This is a genomic window from Paraburkholderia sp. RL17-373-BIF-A, from assembly GCF_046030175.1.
Taxonomy (GTDB): domain Bacteria; phylum Pseudomonadota; class Gammaproteobacteria; order Burkholderiales; family Burkholderiaceae; genus Paraburkholderia.
The window spans coordinates 1-18,117 of the sequence record NZ_JARESO010000096.1 but is presented as its reverse complement, the minus strand read 5'-3'; the positions used below and the strand labels follow the sequence as shown (position 1 = coordinate 18,117).

Below are 18,117 nucleotides of genomic sequence, written 5' to 3'. Positions count from 1 at the left end.
TGGTCTGGCGGGTTATGCGTTCACGAAGTCGTTCACCAACGTGCATCTGCTGTCGCAGCAGCTGGAAGTCGGCATGCTGTGGATCAACCAGCCGGCCACGCCGTCGCCGGAAATGCCGTTCGGCGGCGTGAAGGATTCGGGCTACGGTTCGGAAGGTGGCCCGGAAGCCATGGACGCTTATCTGGTGACCAAGACCGTGTCGACCACTGCTGCATAGCGCTGACCGGTCGGCACCCGCTTTGAAACGAGGCGCGTCGAGGAAGGGCTAGTTGTCGATAGCCCTGACGGCAGCCATAAGATAATGCCCTTGCCGCTATCGGCCTTAATGACGCGCCCCATGATCACAACGCTCGGAAGCTTATCGGCCAGACTCGCTTGATGCAGGCTTGAAATGTCCGGCGATGCCATTTTGCCCACCCGAACTGCGCAGAACCTCCAGCGCACTTCGCTCTACCCAGTTATGCCGCAGCAGCCCGTCCTCGCCGACGTGCAGGACAGCAGTTCCCGTCATATCGATCGGTAAGCCCGATGGTTCCGAACCCATAAAGCCGTTGTTCTTTCCCGTAACCCGCCATCGACTGACGACCCGGTCGCCTATTTCGTTCTGAAACGTCTCGATCACATCGAACTCGAACTCATCGATGCTGGCGAGAAATGCAGCGACCCACTTCTTGAACGCTTCGCGCGATTTGATCTCCACTCCGCCCGAGGTTACCGTGAAATCGTCAGAGACCAGATGGTCCGCTGCGTGTGGATTGCGTAATTGCCAAACCTCACGCCAAAACGTCTCGACGATCTGGATTGAATTCTGCCGTGCCATTTCAAATCTCCTGTTCATTGACAACAAAAAAATCGCTTCTGGTTGACCCTGTCCGGCCTTCGGAATGCTTCAATGAGCGGGCATGGTTCCCGCCACGACAACGTGCTTCAACAACGAGGCGATCTCAGCAATCCGCGCGCTGCGTGCGGTGAGGTTCAGCATCTGCCGCAATGAGCCGCGCGTGTCATGCATGAGGCTCGAAATCCATGAGGTGCGCGAAGCATTTTGTAGTTCGAGCAGTTCCGCTCCTATCTCGATCCACGACATGCATTCATCCACTTGCTGTGCGGATGCCGCGGGCAAAGCGATCCGTAGGAGCGCGTCGATGCTACGGCTTTGCCACGGTCATTGACCGAAATAGATGCTGTCCCGTGCTTCCGGCTCGGTCACGGTACGGCGCCCGCTTTGCGAGCGGCCCGTCACGGCGCCGCCGAAGGAAGAGGTGCGGGCGCTCCCGGCGTTCGTGTTGGCGTTCTGGAGCGCGGCGGCTGCGCGCAGTTGAGCGGAGGGGTAGGTGGCATCGGGCGCGTCGAACACGCCAGCTTCGCGGGCCTGAACGAGCTCGGCCCGAACTTCTTCGCGCGTCTTGCCATGGGCGGCAGGTTCGGCGAACACAGACGACGATACGATGGCGCCGGCAATGACGACGGGGATCAGAAAGCGTTTCATTTCGTGCTCCTTGGCGGATAGATGAGAAGCTGTTCGGCGATCAAGCGGCTAATCTGCGATCTGCCGTTTGCTTGTTCGTCGATCGGTGAATGCATTATTGCCACCGGCCTTCTATCCGCCAATTCCCGAAATGTGCGTACCGTCCAGGAGAAAATGTACAAGCTGTTGCTGCGCGCTGCCCGCGTCAGCCGTTACCAGGAAAGCAGCTTGCGATGAACTGCATGACGCTGCGGATCGCAGGAGCGTGCCGCAGATCGTTGTGAATGGAGAGCCATATCTCGCGCTGCAATGGCTGGCCCGGCCCCTCGACGATGCTGAGACTCTCGTCCCAGTCCCCGAGGAAGTAGGGCAAGATGGCCACGCCGACGCCTGCCCGAGCGGCCGCTGCCTGGACATCCAGGCTATTGCTGCGCAGAATCACAGGACGTGACTTCGCCTGCGTGGCCAGCCAGATGTGTTGAGCGGATCCGTCGAGACTGTCGTCATATCCGATGAATTCGTAGTCTTCGGGCGCATGCGACGCCAGATATTCCGGCGACGCATAAAACGCGAACGCAACCACGCCGATCTTGCGCGCGACGAGATCGGACTCGGTCGGCCTGCTCAGACGAACGGCGATATCCGCTTCCCTTCGTATCAGCGACACATTGCGCGTGTCGGCGATCAAGCGGACGTGAAGCGCGGGGTGCTGCACGCGCAGCCTGCCTAAGTGAGGGGCAATGACACTGCTGGACATCGACGGCGGCGCGCTGATCACCACCTCGCCGCTAACGACTTCCTGTCCGCCGACCGACATTCGCTCCACGGCAAACGACTCTTCCTGCATGCGCTTGCCCCGTTCGGCGATGCGTTCGCCGTCTGCCGTCAGCACATAGGCGCGTGGGCGGCGATCAACCAGCTTCAGTTCGAGGGACTGTTCGAGCGAGGCGATTCTGCGCGCGACGGTCGCATGATCGACCTTCAAATGCCGAGCTGCTTTCGCGAGCGATTGTTCCTGACTGAACGCGACGAAGTGGCGTAAATCCTCCCAGTCGAACATGAGTTTTCTCCTGTCGCTTTGATCGTTGCAAATCCCCAGGTTGGGACAACTGGACAAGCATATTAGAAGCAAACATGACAGACGTCACAGAAATTGCGTTGTGAAGGGTATGTGCATCGGTGCATATGACCTATGCATCTTTGCGGAATGGCGGGCAGCTTCAGGGCACCTTCCTGTCGTTTGCACATCGATGGCAGCGAAGGTGACATGGAGGAGACGGGTCTAGATATAAACCCTTGCGCCTACGATGCAGGATGATGGACGCATGTCGCCTAATTCAGGTGTTTCAACCAAAATTCGCGACAATTACATTAACAACATCTACCACACCGCCGATAGTATTGTGGAAATCACTACTCGTAGCCGGATATAGCACCTACGTCACGCTCGATTCCCGCATGCATCCCGCTCCGATGTACCCGTCACACCCTGCTACTGGCCAGGCGCCCGGCAATGGCGTCGCCAACAGGTGAAATCGGGTCGACGGTGGCGATCGTTTCTTGCGATGCCGCGTGCGTGCGTTAGCGTCGTCAATGCCTCCCTCGCCAACGCTCGACGCTCGTGCTGGGCGTCTGAGGAATCAGATCATTTCGCGGCTGATTGGCAGTCCCATACAGGAGGCAATATGCACATAGGCGTTCCGAAGGAGATCAAGAACCACGAGTATCGTGTCGGTCTCACGCCGTCTTCCGTGCGCGAGATCGTCGCGCATGGACACAGCGTGGACGTCGAGACAGGCGCTGGCGCAGGCATCGGCGCAGCGGACGACGCGTACCGGGCGGCGGGCGCGCAGGTTGCGCCCAGCGCAGAAGCGGTGTTCGCCGCTGCCGACATGATCGTCAAGGTGAAAGAGCCCCAGCCGCCCGAGCGTGCGATGCTGCGCCCAGGACAGATTCTTTTCACCTATTTGCACCTCGCGCCGGACCCCGAGCAGTGCGCCGATCTCGTCCGAAGCAACGCGGTCTGCATCGCCTATGAGACCGTCACGCAACGCGGCGGCGGACTGCCTCTGCTCGCGCCCATGTCCGAGGTTGCGGGCCGCATGTCGATTCAGGCGGGCGCGTTCAGCCTGGAACGCGCGCACGGTGGCAAGGGCATCCTGCTTGGCGGCGTGGCGGGCGTGCCCCCCGCGAAGATCGTGATCCTCGGCGCCGGCGTGGTCGGCACCAATGCCGCGCAGATGGCTGTCGGCACGGGTGCGCAGGTCGTCGTAATCGACCGCAATGTCGACGCGCTGCGACGCATGGACCGGCTGCTGGGCGCACGCGTGATCACCGTGTATTCGAATCAGGACAACATCGAACGGCAAGTGCTCGATGCCGACCTCGTGATCGGCGGCGTGCTCGTGCCCGGCGCCGCTGCGCCCAAACTCGTCACGCGCAAGATGGTCGATGCGATGAGCCCCGGCTCCGTCATCGTCGATGTCGCGATCGACCAGGGAGGGTGTTGCGAAACCGCGAGGCCTACGACTCACGCGGACCCCACGTACAAGGTTGGCGAAGTCGTACACTACTGTGTCGCAAACATGCCTGGCGGTGTGCCGCGCACGTCCACGTATGCGTTGAATAACGCGACGCTTCCCTTTGTCCTGAAAATCGCCGACCAGGGCTGGCGCAAGGCGCTTACCGACGACGAACATCTGCGTAGCGGCCTGAATGTCGCGTTCGGCAAAGTGACCTGTCCCGAGGTCGCTGAAGCACTGGGCTACCCCTGCGAGGATGCAGGTGCCATCGCCACTGAATAGCAAAAACATCGAGACGAAGCGCGGGGGGCTTATCCCGTCGCGCTCTCGAGCCAACATGGCGGCGAGAGTCGCGCCCAATCAGACTTGGTCAGGTTCCCACTGCGAACATCTGTATTGCGCGAAATTCCGGTTTGCCGAACTGTATTTGGCTGGTCGTCGACTATCGGTCCAGTTTGAGACGTTCGAGGGTAATCCACGAATCGTTGAACAATCGTGACTTAAAGATAATACGTGGCGAAAGCCGTCCTCGGACACGGGATGTCACGAGGCCTCCAAACATGAGTTGATCTGTTATCCGAAGCGCCATGCACTCCGGATAACAGGATGTGGTTCCGGATTTATGCGATGCCGGCGCCGAGTGCCGGAAACACGTCGGTAAACAGCAAAGTGATCAATTGTTGTCCGGCCGGGGTGGACCAGTCCTGCGCGATTTCCGCCATGAGCGTGTTGGTGGCGGTGAGCACCACGCCCGCATCGTGCATCCGTTGACGCGAAAACTCTTCGGAAAGATCGCTGGGCGATCCTGAAGCATCCATCACTGCCTGCACGCCAAAACCTTCGAGCGCAGCGTCGATTGCCGGGAAGATCAGGCAAACGTCGGTGGTCACGCCCGCCATGATCAGGTTCGTGCGCCCCGTGGCAAGCACCGCATCGCGGAAGTCGGGATAGGCCCACGCGTTGACGACGCCGGGGCGCTTGATTCGTGCCGCGTGCGCTTCGGGCAGGATCGCGGCGATTTCCGGAAGAATCGGGCCTTGTGCGCGATCTTCCTGACTGGACGTGATCACGACCGGCAGATTGAGGATCTTCGCCATCTTGGCTAGCGCAATCGACTGTTTGGCGGCGAGTTCGCGGTCGATATTCTTGATCAGTTGCATCGTGCCGACCTGATGGTCGATCAGCAGCAAGGCGGTGTTGTCGGCAGTGAATCGTTCAACCTTCATGAGGTAGCTCCTAAGTGGTGATGGGGCGCATGCCCCGGGGTGTGTGGCGGCCTGTTACAGGCTTCCCATCTCGCCACGTTGGTAGGCGGCGGTTGCCGCGATCAGGCTCTCCTGGCTCGAAAAAGCCATCGGTCCATTTGAAAACACGGGTTGGCGCAACGGTTCGCCGATGAACACGGCGACCTTGGCGCCGCCAGCTTTGGCAGCGAGCTTGTGCATCACCGCTTCAGTCGCGGTCGGCAGGATCGGGACACGAAGGTCGTCGAGACCGAAGCTTTCGCCATCGAGCTCCGCGCTGCCGAAGATCGGCATGAAGAAGGCGCGCTTGCCTGCGGCCACCGATAGCAGCAGTTCAGCGCCTTCCTCCAGCGTGATGTCCAGCAAAGTGACCTCGGTTGGCGGCATCAGCGGGGAGCGCACGCCGTCAAAGCTGCCCAGGGGGACGCGGACCCGGACACCGGGGCGCTGCACCACCGGTACGTCCTGCGGGGCCAGGCTGAGCGCGAACGGCGCCGCGTTCTGCCGTTCCCGAGGAAGGTTGATGAAGATCTGCAGCAGGTGGGTGGTACTTCCCAGCACCGCGGGATTCTCTTCATGGACCACACCCCTTCCGCCAGCGGTCCAGTGCAGGCCGCCCGGCTCGATCAGCGTGCTGTTGCCGAGCGAATCGCGGTTGGCAATGCCCGTCTCCGAGTCGAGGAACAGGTAGGTCACCGCGGAGAAGCCGGCGTGCGGATGCGGCGGGAACGTTGGCGCGCTCATCCAGGCGTGGTCGACTCCCATAAAAGGATCGAGTTGCGATGGCTCGGAACCGTGCAGGCTGTATGCGCGGAAATGGCTTCCCCGGTTGGCGCGCTGCATGCGCGCAGTGACTGTCGACATGACGGCAGTCCTCAGGCGTTACCGGCTGCGCTCAGCACGGGGTAGTCGATATAGCCCTGTGCGCCGGGCGAGTAGAACGTGTTCTTGTTGGGGGCATTGAGCGGCGCACCCACGCGAAACCGCTCCGGCAGGTCCGGGTTGGCGAGGAAGGCACCGCCGAAGACCGTGGCGTCAGCGCGTCCCTCTGCCAGCAGGTTTTCAGCCGCGGCCTGGTCGAGTCCTCCTCCGACCAGATAGGCGCCATCGAAACGCGGTCGCAACAGTGCGTGGTAATCGACGCTCGTACCGAACAGGGCGACGTGCAGGTACGCGAGATTGATGCCGCGCAGATGGTCGACGAGATACGTGTAGGTTTCCTGCGGCGCAGTGTCGAAGATGTCGTTGAAGTTCATCTCCGGCGAGATCTTGATGCCGACCCGCTCACCGCCGGCCTCCGCCACGATCGCCTCCAGCACTTCGAGAACGAAGCGGGCACGGTTCGCAACGGAACCGCCGTACTCATCCTCACGCTGGTTGCTGCCGGACGAAAGGAACTGTTCAGGCAGATAGCCCGAAGCAGCATGCAACTCGACGCCATCGAAACCGGCTTCCAGAGCGCGACGCGTCGCCCTACGGTACTCATCAACCACACCGGCGATCTCATCCAGGCGCAGCGCTCTCGGCGTCACGAATTTCTCCATGCCGTTGCCGGTCCAGGTCTCGCCCGTCGGCTTGATGGCCGACGGTGCCACCGGCAGCGCGCCATCCGGCTGCAGCGACGGATGCGAGATACGCCCGCTGTGCATCAGTTGCATGAAGATACGTCCGCCGCGGGCATGCACGGCTTCGGTGGCCTGCTTCCATACGCTCACCTGTGCATCGCTGTGGATACCGGGCGTACGCACATAGCCCTTACCGGTCGCGGAGGGAAACACGCCCTCGGTAATGATCAGACCTGCGCTGCTGCGCTGGGCGTAGTACGTGATGACAACGTCGTCTGGACCGCCTGCATCATCGGCGCGCGAACGGGTCATCGGGGCCATGATCATCCGGTTCGGAAGGGACAGGCCGCCAATGCGAACAAGGGTGAAAAGCTGACTCATGTTGTGCTCCTCGGTGGTGATGTGTTCATCAGATGGAGTCATCATCCGGCAAACCACTGACGGGATAAAGATGGCAAAATGAAAATCATTGAGCCATTTATGGAGCAGTGGGATGGAGTTCCTGAACGACATGGCGTTGTTCGTGGAGGTGGTCAAGGCGAAAAGTTTCCGCCGCGCGGCCGAGGCGATCGGAGTGCCGAACTCGACGCTGTCGCGCCGGATCAGTGCGCTGGAGAAGGCAATCGGCTTGCGCCTTCTGCATCGCACGACCCGCAAGATCGAGCTGACGGAAGCAGGCCAGCTCTATTTCGAGCGCGCGAGGCGCATCGTGGACGAGGCGCGGCTTGCGCACGAGCAACTCGGCGAGATGCTAGCGCGGCCAGTTGGCGTGTTACATGCGTCGTTGCCGGTGGATTTTGCGATTATCTTCCTCGCGCCGCTGCTCGCGGAATTCGCTCGCCGCTATCCCGGCATCACCTTCGAATTCGATCTGACGCCGCGCCGCGTCGATCTGGTAGCTGAGCCCTTCGATGTCGCGATCCGCATGGGTGAGCCGCCGAGTTCGAATCTGATCGCACGACAGCTTGCCCGGCTACCGCGCTATCTCTATGCATCGCCGCGTTATATCGAACAGTATGGCGAGCCCGCCGAACCGGCCGACCTCTTGCGTCATGAGTGCGTGCGCCTCAGTCCGGCAGAGGTCAACGGATGGACGCTGCACAGCGAAAGTGAAACGGCTGAGGTCACAGTGGGTGGTCGGTTTTTGCTCAACAGCGTCGGCATGGTCCGGCGACTCGCGACCCTGGATCTGGGCATCGTTGTGCTGTCGGAAGAAATCGCGGCCGACGATGTTGCCACTGGGCTCTTGCGCCGGGTGATGCCAGCATGGCAGGCCCCACCTATTCCCGTGTACGCCATCACCGAGACACGGTTGTTGCCAGCGAAGACGCAGCGCTTTATTGAATTTCTGCGAGAGCACCTGGGGGGAGGAGTGCCTATCAGCAAGCTTCGAAATTGAAGTGTGGCCATTCTTGGAATCGCGGTGGTCCCGACGCCGCTTTCCAACGATGTTCGCAGCAAGACCACTTGAGCGTCCGCTATGGATTGCCGCGAATGTCCCTGATGGGGTGCCTTTCCTGCCGTTCGACAGTCAACCGTGATGCGGCCGCTGAACGCCTCTTACCTGTCGCTCGCGACGCCGCCGGTGAGGATGTCAGGGTTACGGCTGATTCGAAGGCACACTCAAGACCCTGAGCAGTCAATTGCCCTCTCGGTATCCCTTATGTCGCGAGCGTTAATAGTCGACGATCTATAGGCCGCGGTCGATTGTCCGAAACTGGGCCGACATACGCCAACGGTTTCTTTTGCGCGCGAAGTCCGGCCGGCAACGCACCGAACGGCGGACCCGGCCAACGATCAGGTGCGTTTAGCCAGATAGGCATCGACCAACTCGACCAGTCGTTCCCGCCCGAAGCTCCCGTCGTGTCCAGCATGGACGACTTGCACGGGCAATTCACGCAAGCGCTTCATCGTGCGCACATAAGTCGGAATATCAGCACCGCCTATCTCGTCCAGCAGCGGGCCATCGTAGATCGCATCGCCCGAGAACAGCGTGCCGGATGCCGCTTCCCATAGGCCGATGCTACCCGGCGAGTGGCCGGGTAGATGCAGAACCTCAAAATGCCGGTTGCCGAGATCGACGATGTTCCCTTCCTTGACGATTTCCGTGACCGTTGCGGCACGCACGCGATAGTCGGACATCGAGTAATCAGCGCTGGGAAGGGCGGTGATCAGATCGCCGTCGAACGGATAGCCTGCTTCGCGATACCGGCGAATCGCTTCGTCGCCCAATACCGACGCCAGAAGGGTGCCTGGCTCACGCGGCGAGCGCAGATTCTCTGCCTCCAACTCGTGAACCAGCGTGTGCTCGAACTCATGATGTCCACCGATATGATCCGAGTGCGTATGCGTGGCAACGGCGGTGACGTCCTTCTGCAGCAGGTGCCTGGCTGCCTCCTGCAGACTGACGATACCCATTCCCGTGTCGATCATCAGATCCCGGTCGCGACCGCGCACATGCCAGATATTGCAGCGCATCAGCGGCACGACATGGGGTTCCCAAAGTAGGGTAATGTCGTCGCTGATGCGTTTGAGTTCGAACCATCGGTCGGCAATCGGTAACTTGGTCATGTGGGGTCGCTCACGGTAAGAGCTGTTACTTTGACACACTCCGCATCGCACTTCGAGAGCGTTGACTCAAGTCGCGTCGTTCAGAGCATTCTCATGCGAGAGGGTTTCGATCAATTGCTCTGCGGACATTGGACGGCCAAGCAGAAAACCTTGTAGGGAATCGCAACCAAGCCGGGTCAGGAACTCTTGCTGCGCCGCAGTCTCCACGCCCTCCGCGACGATGTTCAGATTGAGCGTCTGGCCCAGTGCCACGATTGCGGAAACAATCGCTGCGTCTTCGGTGTCGCGGGCGAGATCACGGATAAACCCGCGGTCGATTTTCAGTTCACTGGCCGGTAACCGCTTGAGATAGAGGAGGCTCGAATACCCCGTACCAAAATCGTCGATTGAAATATTCACGCCCATGCCGCGAAGCTGCTGCAGGATTCGTAAGCTTGCGTCGGCATCGCGCATTGCCGTCGACTCGGTCACCTCGAGCGTCAGGCAGCCTGGCTCCAGTGCATAACGCTTCAAGGCATCCCGCACTGTTTGAATCAGACTTGCATGGCCGAATTGCAGCGCCGACAGGTTGACCGCCATGGTCCAGTCACGCCGGCCCGCTTCGCGCCACTCGCTGATCTGCCGGCAGGCCTCGTCCAACACCCATTCACCGATTGGCACGATCAACCCCGTTTTTTCCGCCAGGGGGATGAACTGGTCCGGCGCAATGAGCCCGCGAGTCGGATGCGACCAGCGCACCAGCGCTTCTACGCCGACTACCGGCCCGTTGGGCGCGGTGAACTTGGGCTGGTATTGGAGAATCAGTTCATGTCGTTCAAGGGCTAAACGGAGATCCTGCATGAGCTGTAGCTGCTCATGTACATTGGCATTCATCGACGCTTCGAAGAAGCAGTAGGTGTTGCGTCCCAACGCCTTCGCGTGATACATCGCCGCATCGGCATTGGTCAGCAGGTCGTCCTGACGGGCGCCGTCGCCGGGGTAGATCGCAATACCGATGCTGGTCGAGATGCGCAGCAGGCGGTCGGCCACCTGAAAGGGCTCCTGAATGACCCTGAGCACTTTGTCGGCGAGGGTCGCCGCGTCGGCCGGTTCGGCTACTCCCGCCAGTAGCACGAATTCGTCGCCACCCACGCGGGCGATCGTGTCCTGTGACCGGACGTTCAACCCGATGCGCTGGGCGACTTCGACGAGCAACAGGTCGCCGATGTGATGGCCGTAGGCATCGTTGACCGTCTTGAACCCGTCCAGGTCCATGAACATCAGCGCGAAGCGACTATTTTCCCGATTCGCGCTCTGGATCGCACGATCGAGCCGGTCTTCCAGCAACACGCGATTGGGGAGTTTGGTGAGATTGTCGTGCAGCGCCAGGTAGGTCAGTTCCTGATTGGCCTCGGCGAGTGAAATCGCCAGGATGGCGGTGCGCGATTCCAGACGCAGATCGAGTACGGAAATGATCAGCGCGATAGCAAGCACCGCCAGCGTGACGATGATGATCACTATCGCCAGCCACCCGACGTCCCCCCCATCACGCGCCGCCCGGCACACGCTTCCAATTGGAAACTGCGCCGCCACCATGCCGGTGTAATGCATCCCGACAATGGCAAAGCCCATTACGATCGCCGCTCCCGCACGCAAGGGCCGAACCCGCGGTGAAAGGCGGCGCAGGTTGTATGCGATCCACAAGGCTGCGCCTGAAGCGACGATCGCGATGACGACGGACAAAATGAACAGGGACGGTACGTACTGGATTTCGGGAGCCATGCGCATTGCCGCCATGCCCGTATAGTGCATGGCGGAAACCCCGGCGCCCATTAGTACCGCGCCGCAAACCAGACGTGACCACGGCAACTCGTTTCGAGCCACAAGCCACAGCGCGAATGCTGAGGATGCAATGGCGATCAAAAGCGAGAGCACCGTGATCGCGGGATCGTAGCCAAGCGGAATCGGCAAGCTGAATGCCAGCATGCCGATAAAATGCATCGACCAGATCCCTGTGCCCATCGCGCATGCACCGCCAGCCAGCCACCAACGGGCTGCGCGTCCCTGAGCACTAGAAATGTGACCGGCCATGTCCAGCGCAGTATAGGAGGCCAAAATCGCTACAAGCAGCGAAAACAGGACAAGCAGGCTGTTGTAGCTGCTGGCAAACATGGGATATCCCCCGTGGGCGTTGATGACCTCCCTGGACTGCTTCCGATTCGCCTTCGCACGACTGCATCAATGGTTGAAACACCAGGTCGCCTTGTATAACGACCTAGCGGGCATGCAACTTTAGCCGGACTCTGTAAAGGGCCGCGGGCCGATAATCCGGTACGCTGAATTTACCGCTCGCTGCCCGATGCCGGACTTCCGAATCTGCGCTGAGCGCTGCTACTCCAGTGTTTGCCGGTATGCGGCGGCGAAAAACCGTTCCGTAGCTTGCTCGCCGTTTATTTCAAGAAGCAGCAAATGCGAATGTCCGGTCTCGACGAAACCGAGGTTAGAAACAGGCGAGAGGGACACCGTGCAGACGGACGCATCGAGCGGCGGATGGGCGAGACCTTCGCCCACGAGTTCGTCGGTTGCCGGAATCAACTTTTTTTAGTTTTGGTCCAGCGTGTCGCGCGGGAAGAACGTGCGCGACTCAAACGCCGGCATTACGACGGTCGCGCCTGCCGAAGTAAGGCGGACATTGCAGGTCTGATCGACTCGCTTATCGTGCCTGTAAATGACCGCGCCAGGGCCGCCATTGCATTCGGCAGCGTGTTCGAAGAGGCGCATTTCGCGCCCGTTCTCGATTGATCTCGTGATGACGAAGCCGTCGGCATGGACTGCCGTTACGCCGACGAGGGCTGCTATCCCAACTACGACTTTTATCATCTGCATGATGGGGACCTCCGGGTCAGGCCGCGTGTCGCACTTGCCGAGCGCCGGTGGGTCGGAGCCGATGCGAATATGACCATACTAGATTGTGCTGCTTTCAAATCCCACCGTCGCTGCCGCCAGCCACCGGTCTCACGGCGGCATACGATAGTCACCCTGTAATCCCTTGTCGACTCCGAGTGCTGCCCGGGAACCTGGTAGCGGATATGCTCGATCTGGACAACGTGCCACAAGTCACCGGACGATTTGACCACAAGTCGTTCAAACATGCTTGTCTGCAGAAAAATGTGAAGCCACACAATCGAGGCACGGACCAATTGCTGCCCAAAGTCAGAAACTGGCGGTACTCGGCTTGGAGACGATCGGTTGAGTTTGTTATGCGTTGTTCGATGCCTGCCCTTGTCCGTTGCCCCATGAGTGCACGACGACGCGTGCGGGCAGGCATTGGACAACGTTTATCAACAAGCCGCCCGTGCGCGATGGCGCCGCAGAGCTGCCGTTAACCGAGCCGCGCAACTCGCCCGACGGCCGCATTGGGAGGAAATTGGGAACCGCGGCTCTCAGCCAGTTTCGGCCAACAATCCACTTCCACTAAGTGTCAGCTTCCCGTCAGCTTGCGAGCGTGAAGATGGCATCCCGCTGATGTGCCGTCTAAGCATTAGGCAGTGGGAGTGGTTCCGCCGTCGATGACATATTCCGCTCCGCTGATGGCTGCCGCACGCGGTGAAATCAGAAAGGCGATCAGGTTGGCGACTTCCGCAGGCGTCGACGGACGTCCGAGAGGGATGCCGCCCAGTGCATCCATGATGATCTGTTTGCCGCCTTCGTAATCCGTACCGGCCTGGCTGGCGAGCCGTTCCGCCAGGCCGACGGCCGCTTCGGTTTCCACCCAACCCGGCGACACGCGCACGATGCGCACGCCTTTCGGCGTTACCTCCTTCGACAGGCTCTTGCTGTACGTGGACAGCGCAGCCTTGGCGGCAGCATAAGCTGTGGTCGATGCGGGCAACGGCAGTCGATGCTGGATGGACGTGACGTGGATGATGACGCCAGCGCCCTGTGCAATCATCTTGGGCAACAACGCCCGATCGAGTCGTACCGCGGGGAACAGGTTGAGGTTCAGTTCCCTCTGCCACTCCGTTTCATCCAGCGCGGCGAAGCCGCCGGCCGGGGCCGAAGATCCGCCCAGGACATGGACGATGGCATCCACTCCTCCGAGTCTGTCCTCGACAGCCTGTGCCACGGTGGCGCAACCTTCAGGCGTGGTCAGGTCGGCCGCGACGAACATCGCTTCGGGAATAAAGTCCGGCTTGGCTCGGGCCGTGGTGAGGATGTCCGCGCCGAGTTCGCCGAGCAGTTTGACGACGGCCTTGCCGATGCCTTTGGTTCCGGCCGTGACGAGCACGCGCGCGCCTGCGAGTTCGAGATTCATGGTGATCAGTGAATCTTTAGAAAATCTATCTGGTTGTCGGTCAGCCGGAAAACATGGTTGAGATCGGCAGGAGTTCCAGGGAAGTTACCGACATACCTGGCCACGACCGTTACGCCCGCATCGTCTTGCACAGCCGTCAACGGTTCGACGCGATAGGCATAATTACGCTGCGCTTCCGCCAGCCAAGCCTCGATTTCCTCGTGTCCCTGGTAAGTCTGTCCTTCATCGTGGACGACCGATTTTTCGGAAAAAGCGCGCCGTAGGGCCGAAGGCGCAGCGCCGTTGCTCACCTGAAAAAAGGTCGCAACCGAATCCGGTAGTGAAATGCTCATGTCTGAAGTCTTTGTGGCAAGCTGGGCGATACGGTAATTTTCACCATAAACTCGCAACCCAACAAGAACGCACGGAAAAGTAAGCTACGTACCCATGGGAAAGGTCTATACCCCCGCGACCGCCGCCACCGGCGTCGAAAAAGTGTTCAAGTTGCTGGAGGGGCGCTGGAAGCTGATCATCCTGTTCCATCTATTCGATGGCAAGGTGCAGCGCTTCTCCGATTTAGAGAAGCTCATCCCCGGTATTTCGCAGAAGATGCTGGCGCAGCAGCTACGCCAGCTGGAGGCCGATGGCATCGTGGCGAGGAAGCTCTATCCCCAGGTTCCGCCTAAGGTGGAATATCGGTTGACCGACTGGGGACAGGCAATCTGCCCCGCCTTGGACGCACTCCTCAAATGGGCGGAGCAGCGGGACGAGTTGCCCAAAGCCGACTAAAGCCCGATGTGGCGCCTCACGCGGCTTCTTTTGACTGCTGGAGCAAGCCAAGGCGAATCAGGCCTCGGCCTTGGCGACAATGGCCTCTTCGCTCGAATGGGGTGCACAGCCGAGCAGTGTTGCAATGCCTCTCATTCCAGGGTTGCTGAGCGCTGCGAGGCGCACCAGCCGCTTGGAGAGCGTTTGCCGACGCCTGCGATGCATTCGAACCCGCCGGCGCCACGATTGTCGGAAGCGATGTCTGGATCGGTTCCGAGGCGATGATCATGCCAGGTGTCCGCATTGGCCACATGGTGCCGTGATCGGAAGTCGCGCTCTCGTAACGAAGAATGTTGAGCCTTATATGGTCATCGGCGGCAACCCAGCGAAGCCGATTCGAAAGCGGTTTTCGGACGGAGAAATGAAATGCTGCTTGAGATGAACTGGTGGGACTGGCCGTTCGAAGAAAACAGCCAGTCGATGGGACCTTTGGTCGACGCGATCAGTACACGCGTGATTGAGAGGGGTACCAGAGGGACGTTTTGAGCGTTTCGCCGGACAATGTGCCTGCCGTCGATCGTCGCATCGCGAAGCGCGTGACACATATGCTCATCGCATTGGGCAGCCCTCGGGCCATGAAGAGACGGTCATCGATCTCGCCGCGAACGGGCCGCTCTTCCGCCTTATGCAAAGCTTCTCATAGGCCGAATCCAGGCGGCCACCATTCCGCGTCTGATCAAGGTTCGTTGCTGTAAGCATGCGCCACCTTTACCATGCCTATTAAACGACCACGACCGAGTCAATTTTTGACCCGCTTTGTTGCTTGCGGACCCTGCACAATTATTGAGCATAGGCTAGTGGAGGAATCGATGCGGGAAAGCGAAACGCGCTTCCGAACGATGTTGGACGCGGCTCCTGTGATGATCTGGATGTCGGATACGGATCGGCTGTGTACGTTTTTCAACAGGCGGTGGCTGGATTTTACGGGGCGCACGCTGGAGCAGGAAATGGGCAACGGGTGGTCAGAGGGCGTGCACCCGGACGATTTCGAACGCTGCCTGAACGTTTACGTCTCATCGTTTGACGCACGCAAGGATTTCACGATGGAATACCGTCTGCGAAGACGGGATGGCGTGTATCGCTGGATCCTCGATACCGGCGTGCCGCAGGAGGACGTCGACGGTACGTTTCTCGGCTATGTTGGTTCATGCGTCGACATCACCGACCGCAGGCAGGCTGAAGAAAAATTCCGAAGCGCTCTGGAATTCCTGCCGGTTGCAATTCTCATGGTTGATCAACACGGGCGGATTGTGCTGGCCAACGAGCAGACCGAAAAGCTCTTCGGGTATCAACGCGACGAACTGATTGCACAGCCTGCGACTATGCTCGTCCCACAGCTGCTGGGCGATAGCGGGGCTATGCCGCAATCCGAGACCTTACGCATTGCACACGCTTCGACAGTGGGGGCGCCTTGCGATCTGTTCGCACGGCGCAAGGACGGAACGGAGTTCCCGGTCGAGGCCGGACTCAAGACGGTTCGATTCGAAGATGACGAGACTGTGCTCGCGGTCATCATCGACAAAACAGAGCGATATGAACTGTACCAAAACCGGCAGCAACTGGCCCATCTGACGCGCGTATCGATGATGGCTCAACTAGCAGTGTCGCTCGCACACGAACTGAACCAGCCCCTTACCTCAATTCTGGGCAACACTCAGGCCGCCCAGCGGTTTATGGCCACGGATCCGGTCGATCTGGCCGAAGTGCTCGAGATACTGAAAGACATTGTTCAGGAGACCAACCGCGCGAGCGAAATAATCCGGCGGATTCGCACCTTTCTCAAGAAAGGCGAGCGAGAAATCGCGCCGCTCGATCCGGTCGCTGTAATCCGCGACGCGGTGCAGTTGTTGCAATTTGACGCGATCGCGCGCGGTATGCGCATGTCAGTCCACTACGATGCCACTCCGGCCACAGTGCACGGCGACAAGGTACAGTTGCAGCAGGTCATGCTCAATCTCTTGCTCAATGCGTTCGACGCAATGGACGGTCGTCCGGCTAGCGACCGTATGGTGGCCGTGTCCATCACGCTTCAGAGCCCCCAAGTAGTGCGCGTTGCGGTGCGCGATCGCGGGGCGGGCCTGCCCGGCGACCTGCTCGCGCTGATCTTCAACCCGTTTGTCACCTCGAAATCCCAAGGCCTTGGCCTTGGGTTGTCGATCAGCCGTACCATCATCGAGATGCATGGCGGGCGGCTATGGGCTGAAAACAATACGGATCAAGGCGCGACGTTTTACTTTACGTTACCCGTAGGGGACGCCGCATAGCTAGACGCCTTGCAGTCGGTGCCGTGATCGACCGGGCTCAACGGCCTTTCTGGTTGATGACGGCGGTTTCGTCGCGCCAACATGACGGCACTCCAGGGCGGGTCGAGGGTCGGCTTATCCGACTTCTCACAAGACCGAATAGCGGACATGCCGCTGTATGGGCTTGTATGGCCGCCTTGGGTCGCAACCGGAAGTTCGCGGTGGGATCGGTACCGAGGGCGGGCCGCGGCGGAGGTTCGCTGCCCTGCCGCTACAACTGTTGCAGCGGCAGGAGAAGACATTCATCGCGAGCGCGGATTTTGGTGCAGCGTCGTAAAGGTCTTCCAGCCCGACCACGATCACACTTGTAACCGCCTTTACTCGACGATGCCGACCAGATCGTCGATGTCCTTCTGGATACGCATCCGTGCCTCCCGTACGGCGGCATCAGGTGTGTTGGCAACGAGTGGGAGCATCAAACCCGAACCCTTAAATTCGGTTTCGAAATGCACCCATGCTGCGTAAGCGCAAACACCGGAAGCCTTTTGCACTAGGTTCACCGTTACGTTATATGTGCGTTGCTTGCCATGCTTGCGGGTGTACTGAAAACGGCTTAAGAGTGGTTTGGACATCATGTTTCCTTGGCTTTGCTGCTTCCGATTCGACCTATTTGCTGAGGAGGCAGTCGTTCACCGCCTCAGGGCCGTCTGCCGGATGCCGCGGAGTGTCGTTAGCTATTTGCTGCTTCGTCCGAGGCTGATGATCTGCGGAACGGGGAGCGAGGCATTGGTACGCCATCCACGAAAGCGCTCGCGCAGCGCACGGCGAACTCGTATGCACAGGTCTGGTTTGCGAACTGACCAAGATCACCCAATGAGGTGGATTCGCCGTCTTCCTTCAAAATGCAGGCGCGGGCTACGAACGTGTTTCCGTCCCTTATCGTCGACGCCTGAATCAGTGCGCCGCGGTGAAATAGAACCATTGCATGCCCTCATGATTTCAGAATATGAAAGCATATTGTAATGTTGTTATCTTTGCGTGTGGTGACTGTTACCTTTCCACATAAAGTGCTTAAGTGTGACGACGACCCTGTCAAATTGGGGAAATCAACCTGACTGAAATCCCACTTCGAGATGCGGCACTGCCGCGTAACCGAGCAGCGCGCAGAAAATACGTCGCAAATGACGGCAGTGTCTATACTGAAAGCAAAGTGTAATTTATAGCGGCATCAATGTCGATGTCGCGAGCGGTTAAGAGCGCGTCGGATACAGCCCGCACGTCGAGCGAGGGGAGGTGTCATGTTCAAGCATCTGCTGGTGCCCACCGACGGCTCGGCACTTTCCGAAGTCGCAGTCCAGATGGCGGTGACGCTCGCCGCCGAAAATGACGCCTCGGTTACGGGA

General features: G+C 59.7%; 19 protein-coding genes and 1 pseudogene. 8 read left to right on the top strand and 12 right to left on the bottom strand.

Annotation, left to right across the window (positions count from 1 at the left end):
* A partial coding sequence (locus P0D80_RS46105; protein WP_408294441.1) for an aldehyde dehydrogenase family protein occupies positions 1-217 on the top strand: 217 nt, incomplete at its 5' end.
* Positions 218-358: 141 nt separating this feature from the next.
* On the opposite strand, the gene P0D80_RS46100 is transcribed toward P0D80_RS46105, so the two are convergent.
* The 4 genes from P0D80_RS46100 to P0D80_RS46085 form a co-directional block, all read right to left on the bottom strand.
* The gene (locus P0D80_RS46100; protein ID WP_408294438.1) at positions 359-820 is read right to left on the bottom strand and encodes an ester cyclase; all 462 of its coding nucleotides are present in this window, start codon (positions 818-820) and stop codon (positions 359-361) included.
* A gap of 69 nt (positions 821-889) precedes the next feature.
* Entirely contained in the window at positions 890-1,087 is a 198-nt protein-coding gene (locus tag P0D80_RS46095; protein WP_408294436.1) for a hypothetical protein, read from the bottom strand.
* A gap of 78 nt (positions 1,088-1,165) precedes the next feature.
* On the bottom strand, positions 1,166-1,489 hold the full coding sequence (locus P0D80_RS46090) for a DUF4148 domain-containing protein (RefSeq protein WP_408294433.1): 324 nt from the start codon (positions 1,487-1,489) through the stop codon (positions 1,166-1,168).
* 184 nt (positions 1,490-1,673) lie between these two features.
* The gene (locus tag P0D80_RS46085; protein WP_132381075.1) at positions 1,674-2,528 is read right to left on the bottom strand and encodes a LysR family transcriptional regulator; all 855 of its coding nucleotides are present in this window, start codon (positions 2,526-2,528) and stop codon (positions 1,674-1,676) included.
* Positions 2,529-3,153: 625 nt separating this feature from the next.
* On the opposite strand from P0D80_RS46085, the gene ald reads away from it, so the two are divergent.
* Positions 3,154-4,272, top strand: a complete 1,119-nt coding sequence (gene ald / locus P0D80_RS46080; protein ID WP_408294429.1) for an alanine dehydrogenase — start codon at positions 3,154-3,156, stop codon at positions 4,270-4,272.
* Between the two features lie 338 nt (positions 4,273-4,610).
* Here ald and P0D80_RS46075 read toward each other — a convergent pair whose 3' ends face one another.
* From P0D80_RS46075 to P0D80_RS46065, 3 genes are read right to left on the bottom strand one after another with little or no spacing between them, the layout of a single operon-like run.
* The gene (locus P0D80_RS46075; RefSeq protein WP_408294426.1) at positions 4,611-5,216 is read right to left on the bottom strand and encodes an isochorismatase family protein; all 606 of its coding nucleotides are present in this window, start codon (positions 5,214-5,216) and stop codon (positions 4,611-4,613) included.
* A 54-nt stretch (positions 5,217-5,270) separates the two neighbouring features.
* The gene (locus P0D80_RS46070; RefSeq protein WP_408294423.1) at positions 5,271-6,098 is read right to left on the bottom strand and encodes a pirin family protein; all 828 of its coding nucleotides are present in this window, start codon (positions 6,096-6,098) and stop codon (positions 5,271-5,273) included.
* A gap of 11 nt (positions 6,099-6,109) precedes the next feature.
* On the bottom strand, positions 6,110-7,180 hold the full coding sequence (locus P0D80_RS46065) for an alkene reductase (RefSeq protein WP_408294447.1): 1,071 nt from the start codon (positions 7,178-7,180) through the stop codon (positions 6,110-6,112).
* A gap of 112 nt (positions 7,181-7,292) precedes the next feature.
* On the opposite strand from P0D80_RS46065, the gene P0D80_RS46060 reads away from it, so the two are divergent.
* On the top strand, positions 7,293-8,198 hold the full coding sequence (locus P0D80_RS46060) for a LysR family transcriptional regulator (protein WP_408294420.1): 906 nt from the start codon (positions 7,293-7,295) through the stop codon (positions 8,196-8,198).
* 398 nt (positions 8,199-8,596) lie between these two features.
* Here the strand turns inward: P0D80_RS46060 and P0D80_RS46055 are convergent, their stop codons facing one another.
* Positions 8,597-9,370: an MBL fold metallo-hydrolase gene (locus P0D80_RS46055; RefSeq protein ID WP_132381370.1), complete on the bottom strand. Its 774-nt coding sequence runs from the start codon at positions 9,368-9,370 to the stop codon at positions 8,597-8,599.
* 66 nt (positions 9,371-9,436) lie between these two features.
* Positions 9,437-11,521, bottom strand: a complete 2,085-nt coding sequence (locus tag P0D80_RS46050; RefSeq protein ID WP_408294416.1) for a putative bifunctional diguanylate cyclase/phosphodiesterase — start codon at positions 11,519-11,521, stop codon at positions 9,437-9,439.
* A 303-nt stretch (positions 11,522-11,824) separates the two neighbouring features.
* Here P0D80_RS46050 and P0D80_RS46045 point away from each other — a divergent pair, with 303 nt between their 5' ends.
* Positions 11,825-12,151 (top strand): hypothetical protein, encoded by a 327-nt coding sequence (locus P0D80_RS46045; RefSeq protein ID WP_408294414.1) that lies wholly within the window; start codon positions 11,825-11,827, stop codon positions 12,149-12,151.
* A 739-nt stretch (positions 12,152-12,890) separates the two neighbouring features.
* Here the strand turns inward: P0D80_RS46045 and P0D80_RS46040 are convergent.
* Positions 12,891-13,670 carry an SDR family oxidoreductase gene (locus tag P0D80_RS46040; protein WP_408294444.1) on the bottom strand — a complete coding sequence of 260 codons (780 nt, stop codon included), beginning with the start codon at positions 13,668-13,670 and terminating at the stop codon, positions 12,891-12,893.
* Complete coding sequence (locus P0D80_RS46035; protein WP_408294411.1) at positions 13,670-13,996, bottom strand: nuclear transport factor 2 family protein; 327 nt, start codon at positions 13,994-13,996, stop codon at positions 13,670-13,672. The genes P0D80_RS46040 and P0D80_RS46035 overlap by 1 nt, the downstream gene beginning before the upstream one ends.
* A 94-nt stretch (positions 13,997-14,090) precedes the next feature.
* On the opposite strand from P0D80_RS46035, the gene P0D80_RS46030 reads away from it, so the two are divergent.
* From P0D80_RS46030 to P0D80_RS46020, 3 genes and pseudogenes are all read left to right on the top strand, one after another.
* Entirely contained in the window at positions 14,091-14,432 is a 342-nt protein-coding gene (locus tag P0D80_RS46030) for a winged helix-turn-helix transcriptional regulator (RefSeq protein ID WP_408294408.1), read from the top strand.
* Positions 14,433-14,611: 179 nt separating this feature from the next.
* Positions 14,612-14,957, top strand: a pseudogene (locus P0D80_RS46025) (CatB-related O-acetyltransferase); the annotation flags it as partial.
* Positions 14,958-15,280: 323 nt separating this feature from the next.
* A complete protein-coding gene (locus P0D80_RS46020) occupies positions 15,281-16,735 on the top strand; it encodes a PAS domain-containing sensor histidine kinase (RefSeq protein WP_408294405.1) in 1,455 nt (484 codons plus the stop codon).
* Between the two features lie 356 nt (positions 16,736-17,091).
* On the opposite strand, the gene P0D80_RS46015 is transcribed toward P0D80_RS46020, so the two are convergent.
* A complete protein-coding gene (locus P0D80_RS46015) occupies positions 17,092-17,346 on the bottom strand; it encodes a hypothetical protein (protein ID WP_132381055.1) in 255 nt (84 codons plus the stop codon).
* Positions 17,347-18,012: 666 nt separating this feature from the next.
* Here P0D80_RS46015 and P0D80_RS46010 point away from each other — a divergent pair.
* A partial coding sequence (locus P0D80_RS46010; protein ID WP_408182776.1) for a universal stress protein occupies positions 18,013-18,117 on the top strand: 105 nt, incomplete at its 3' end.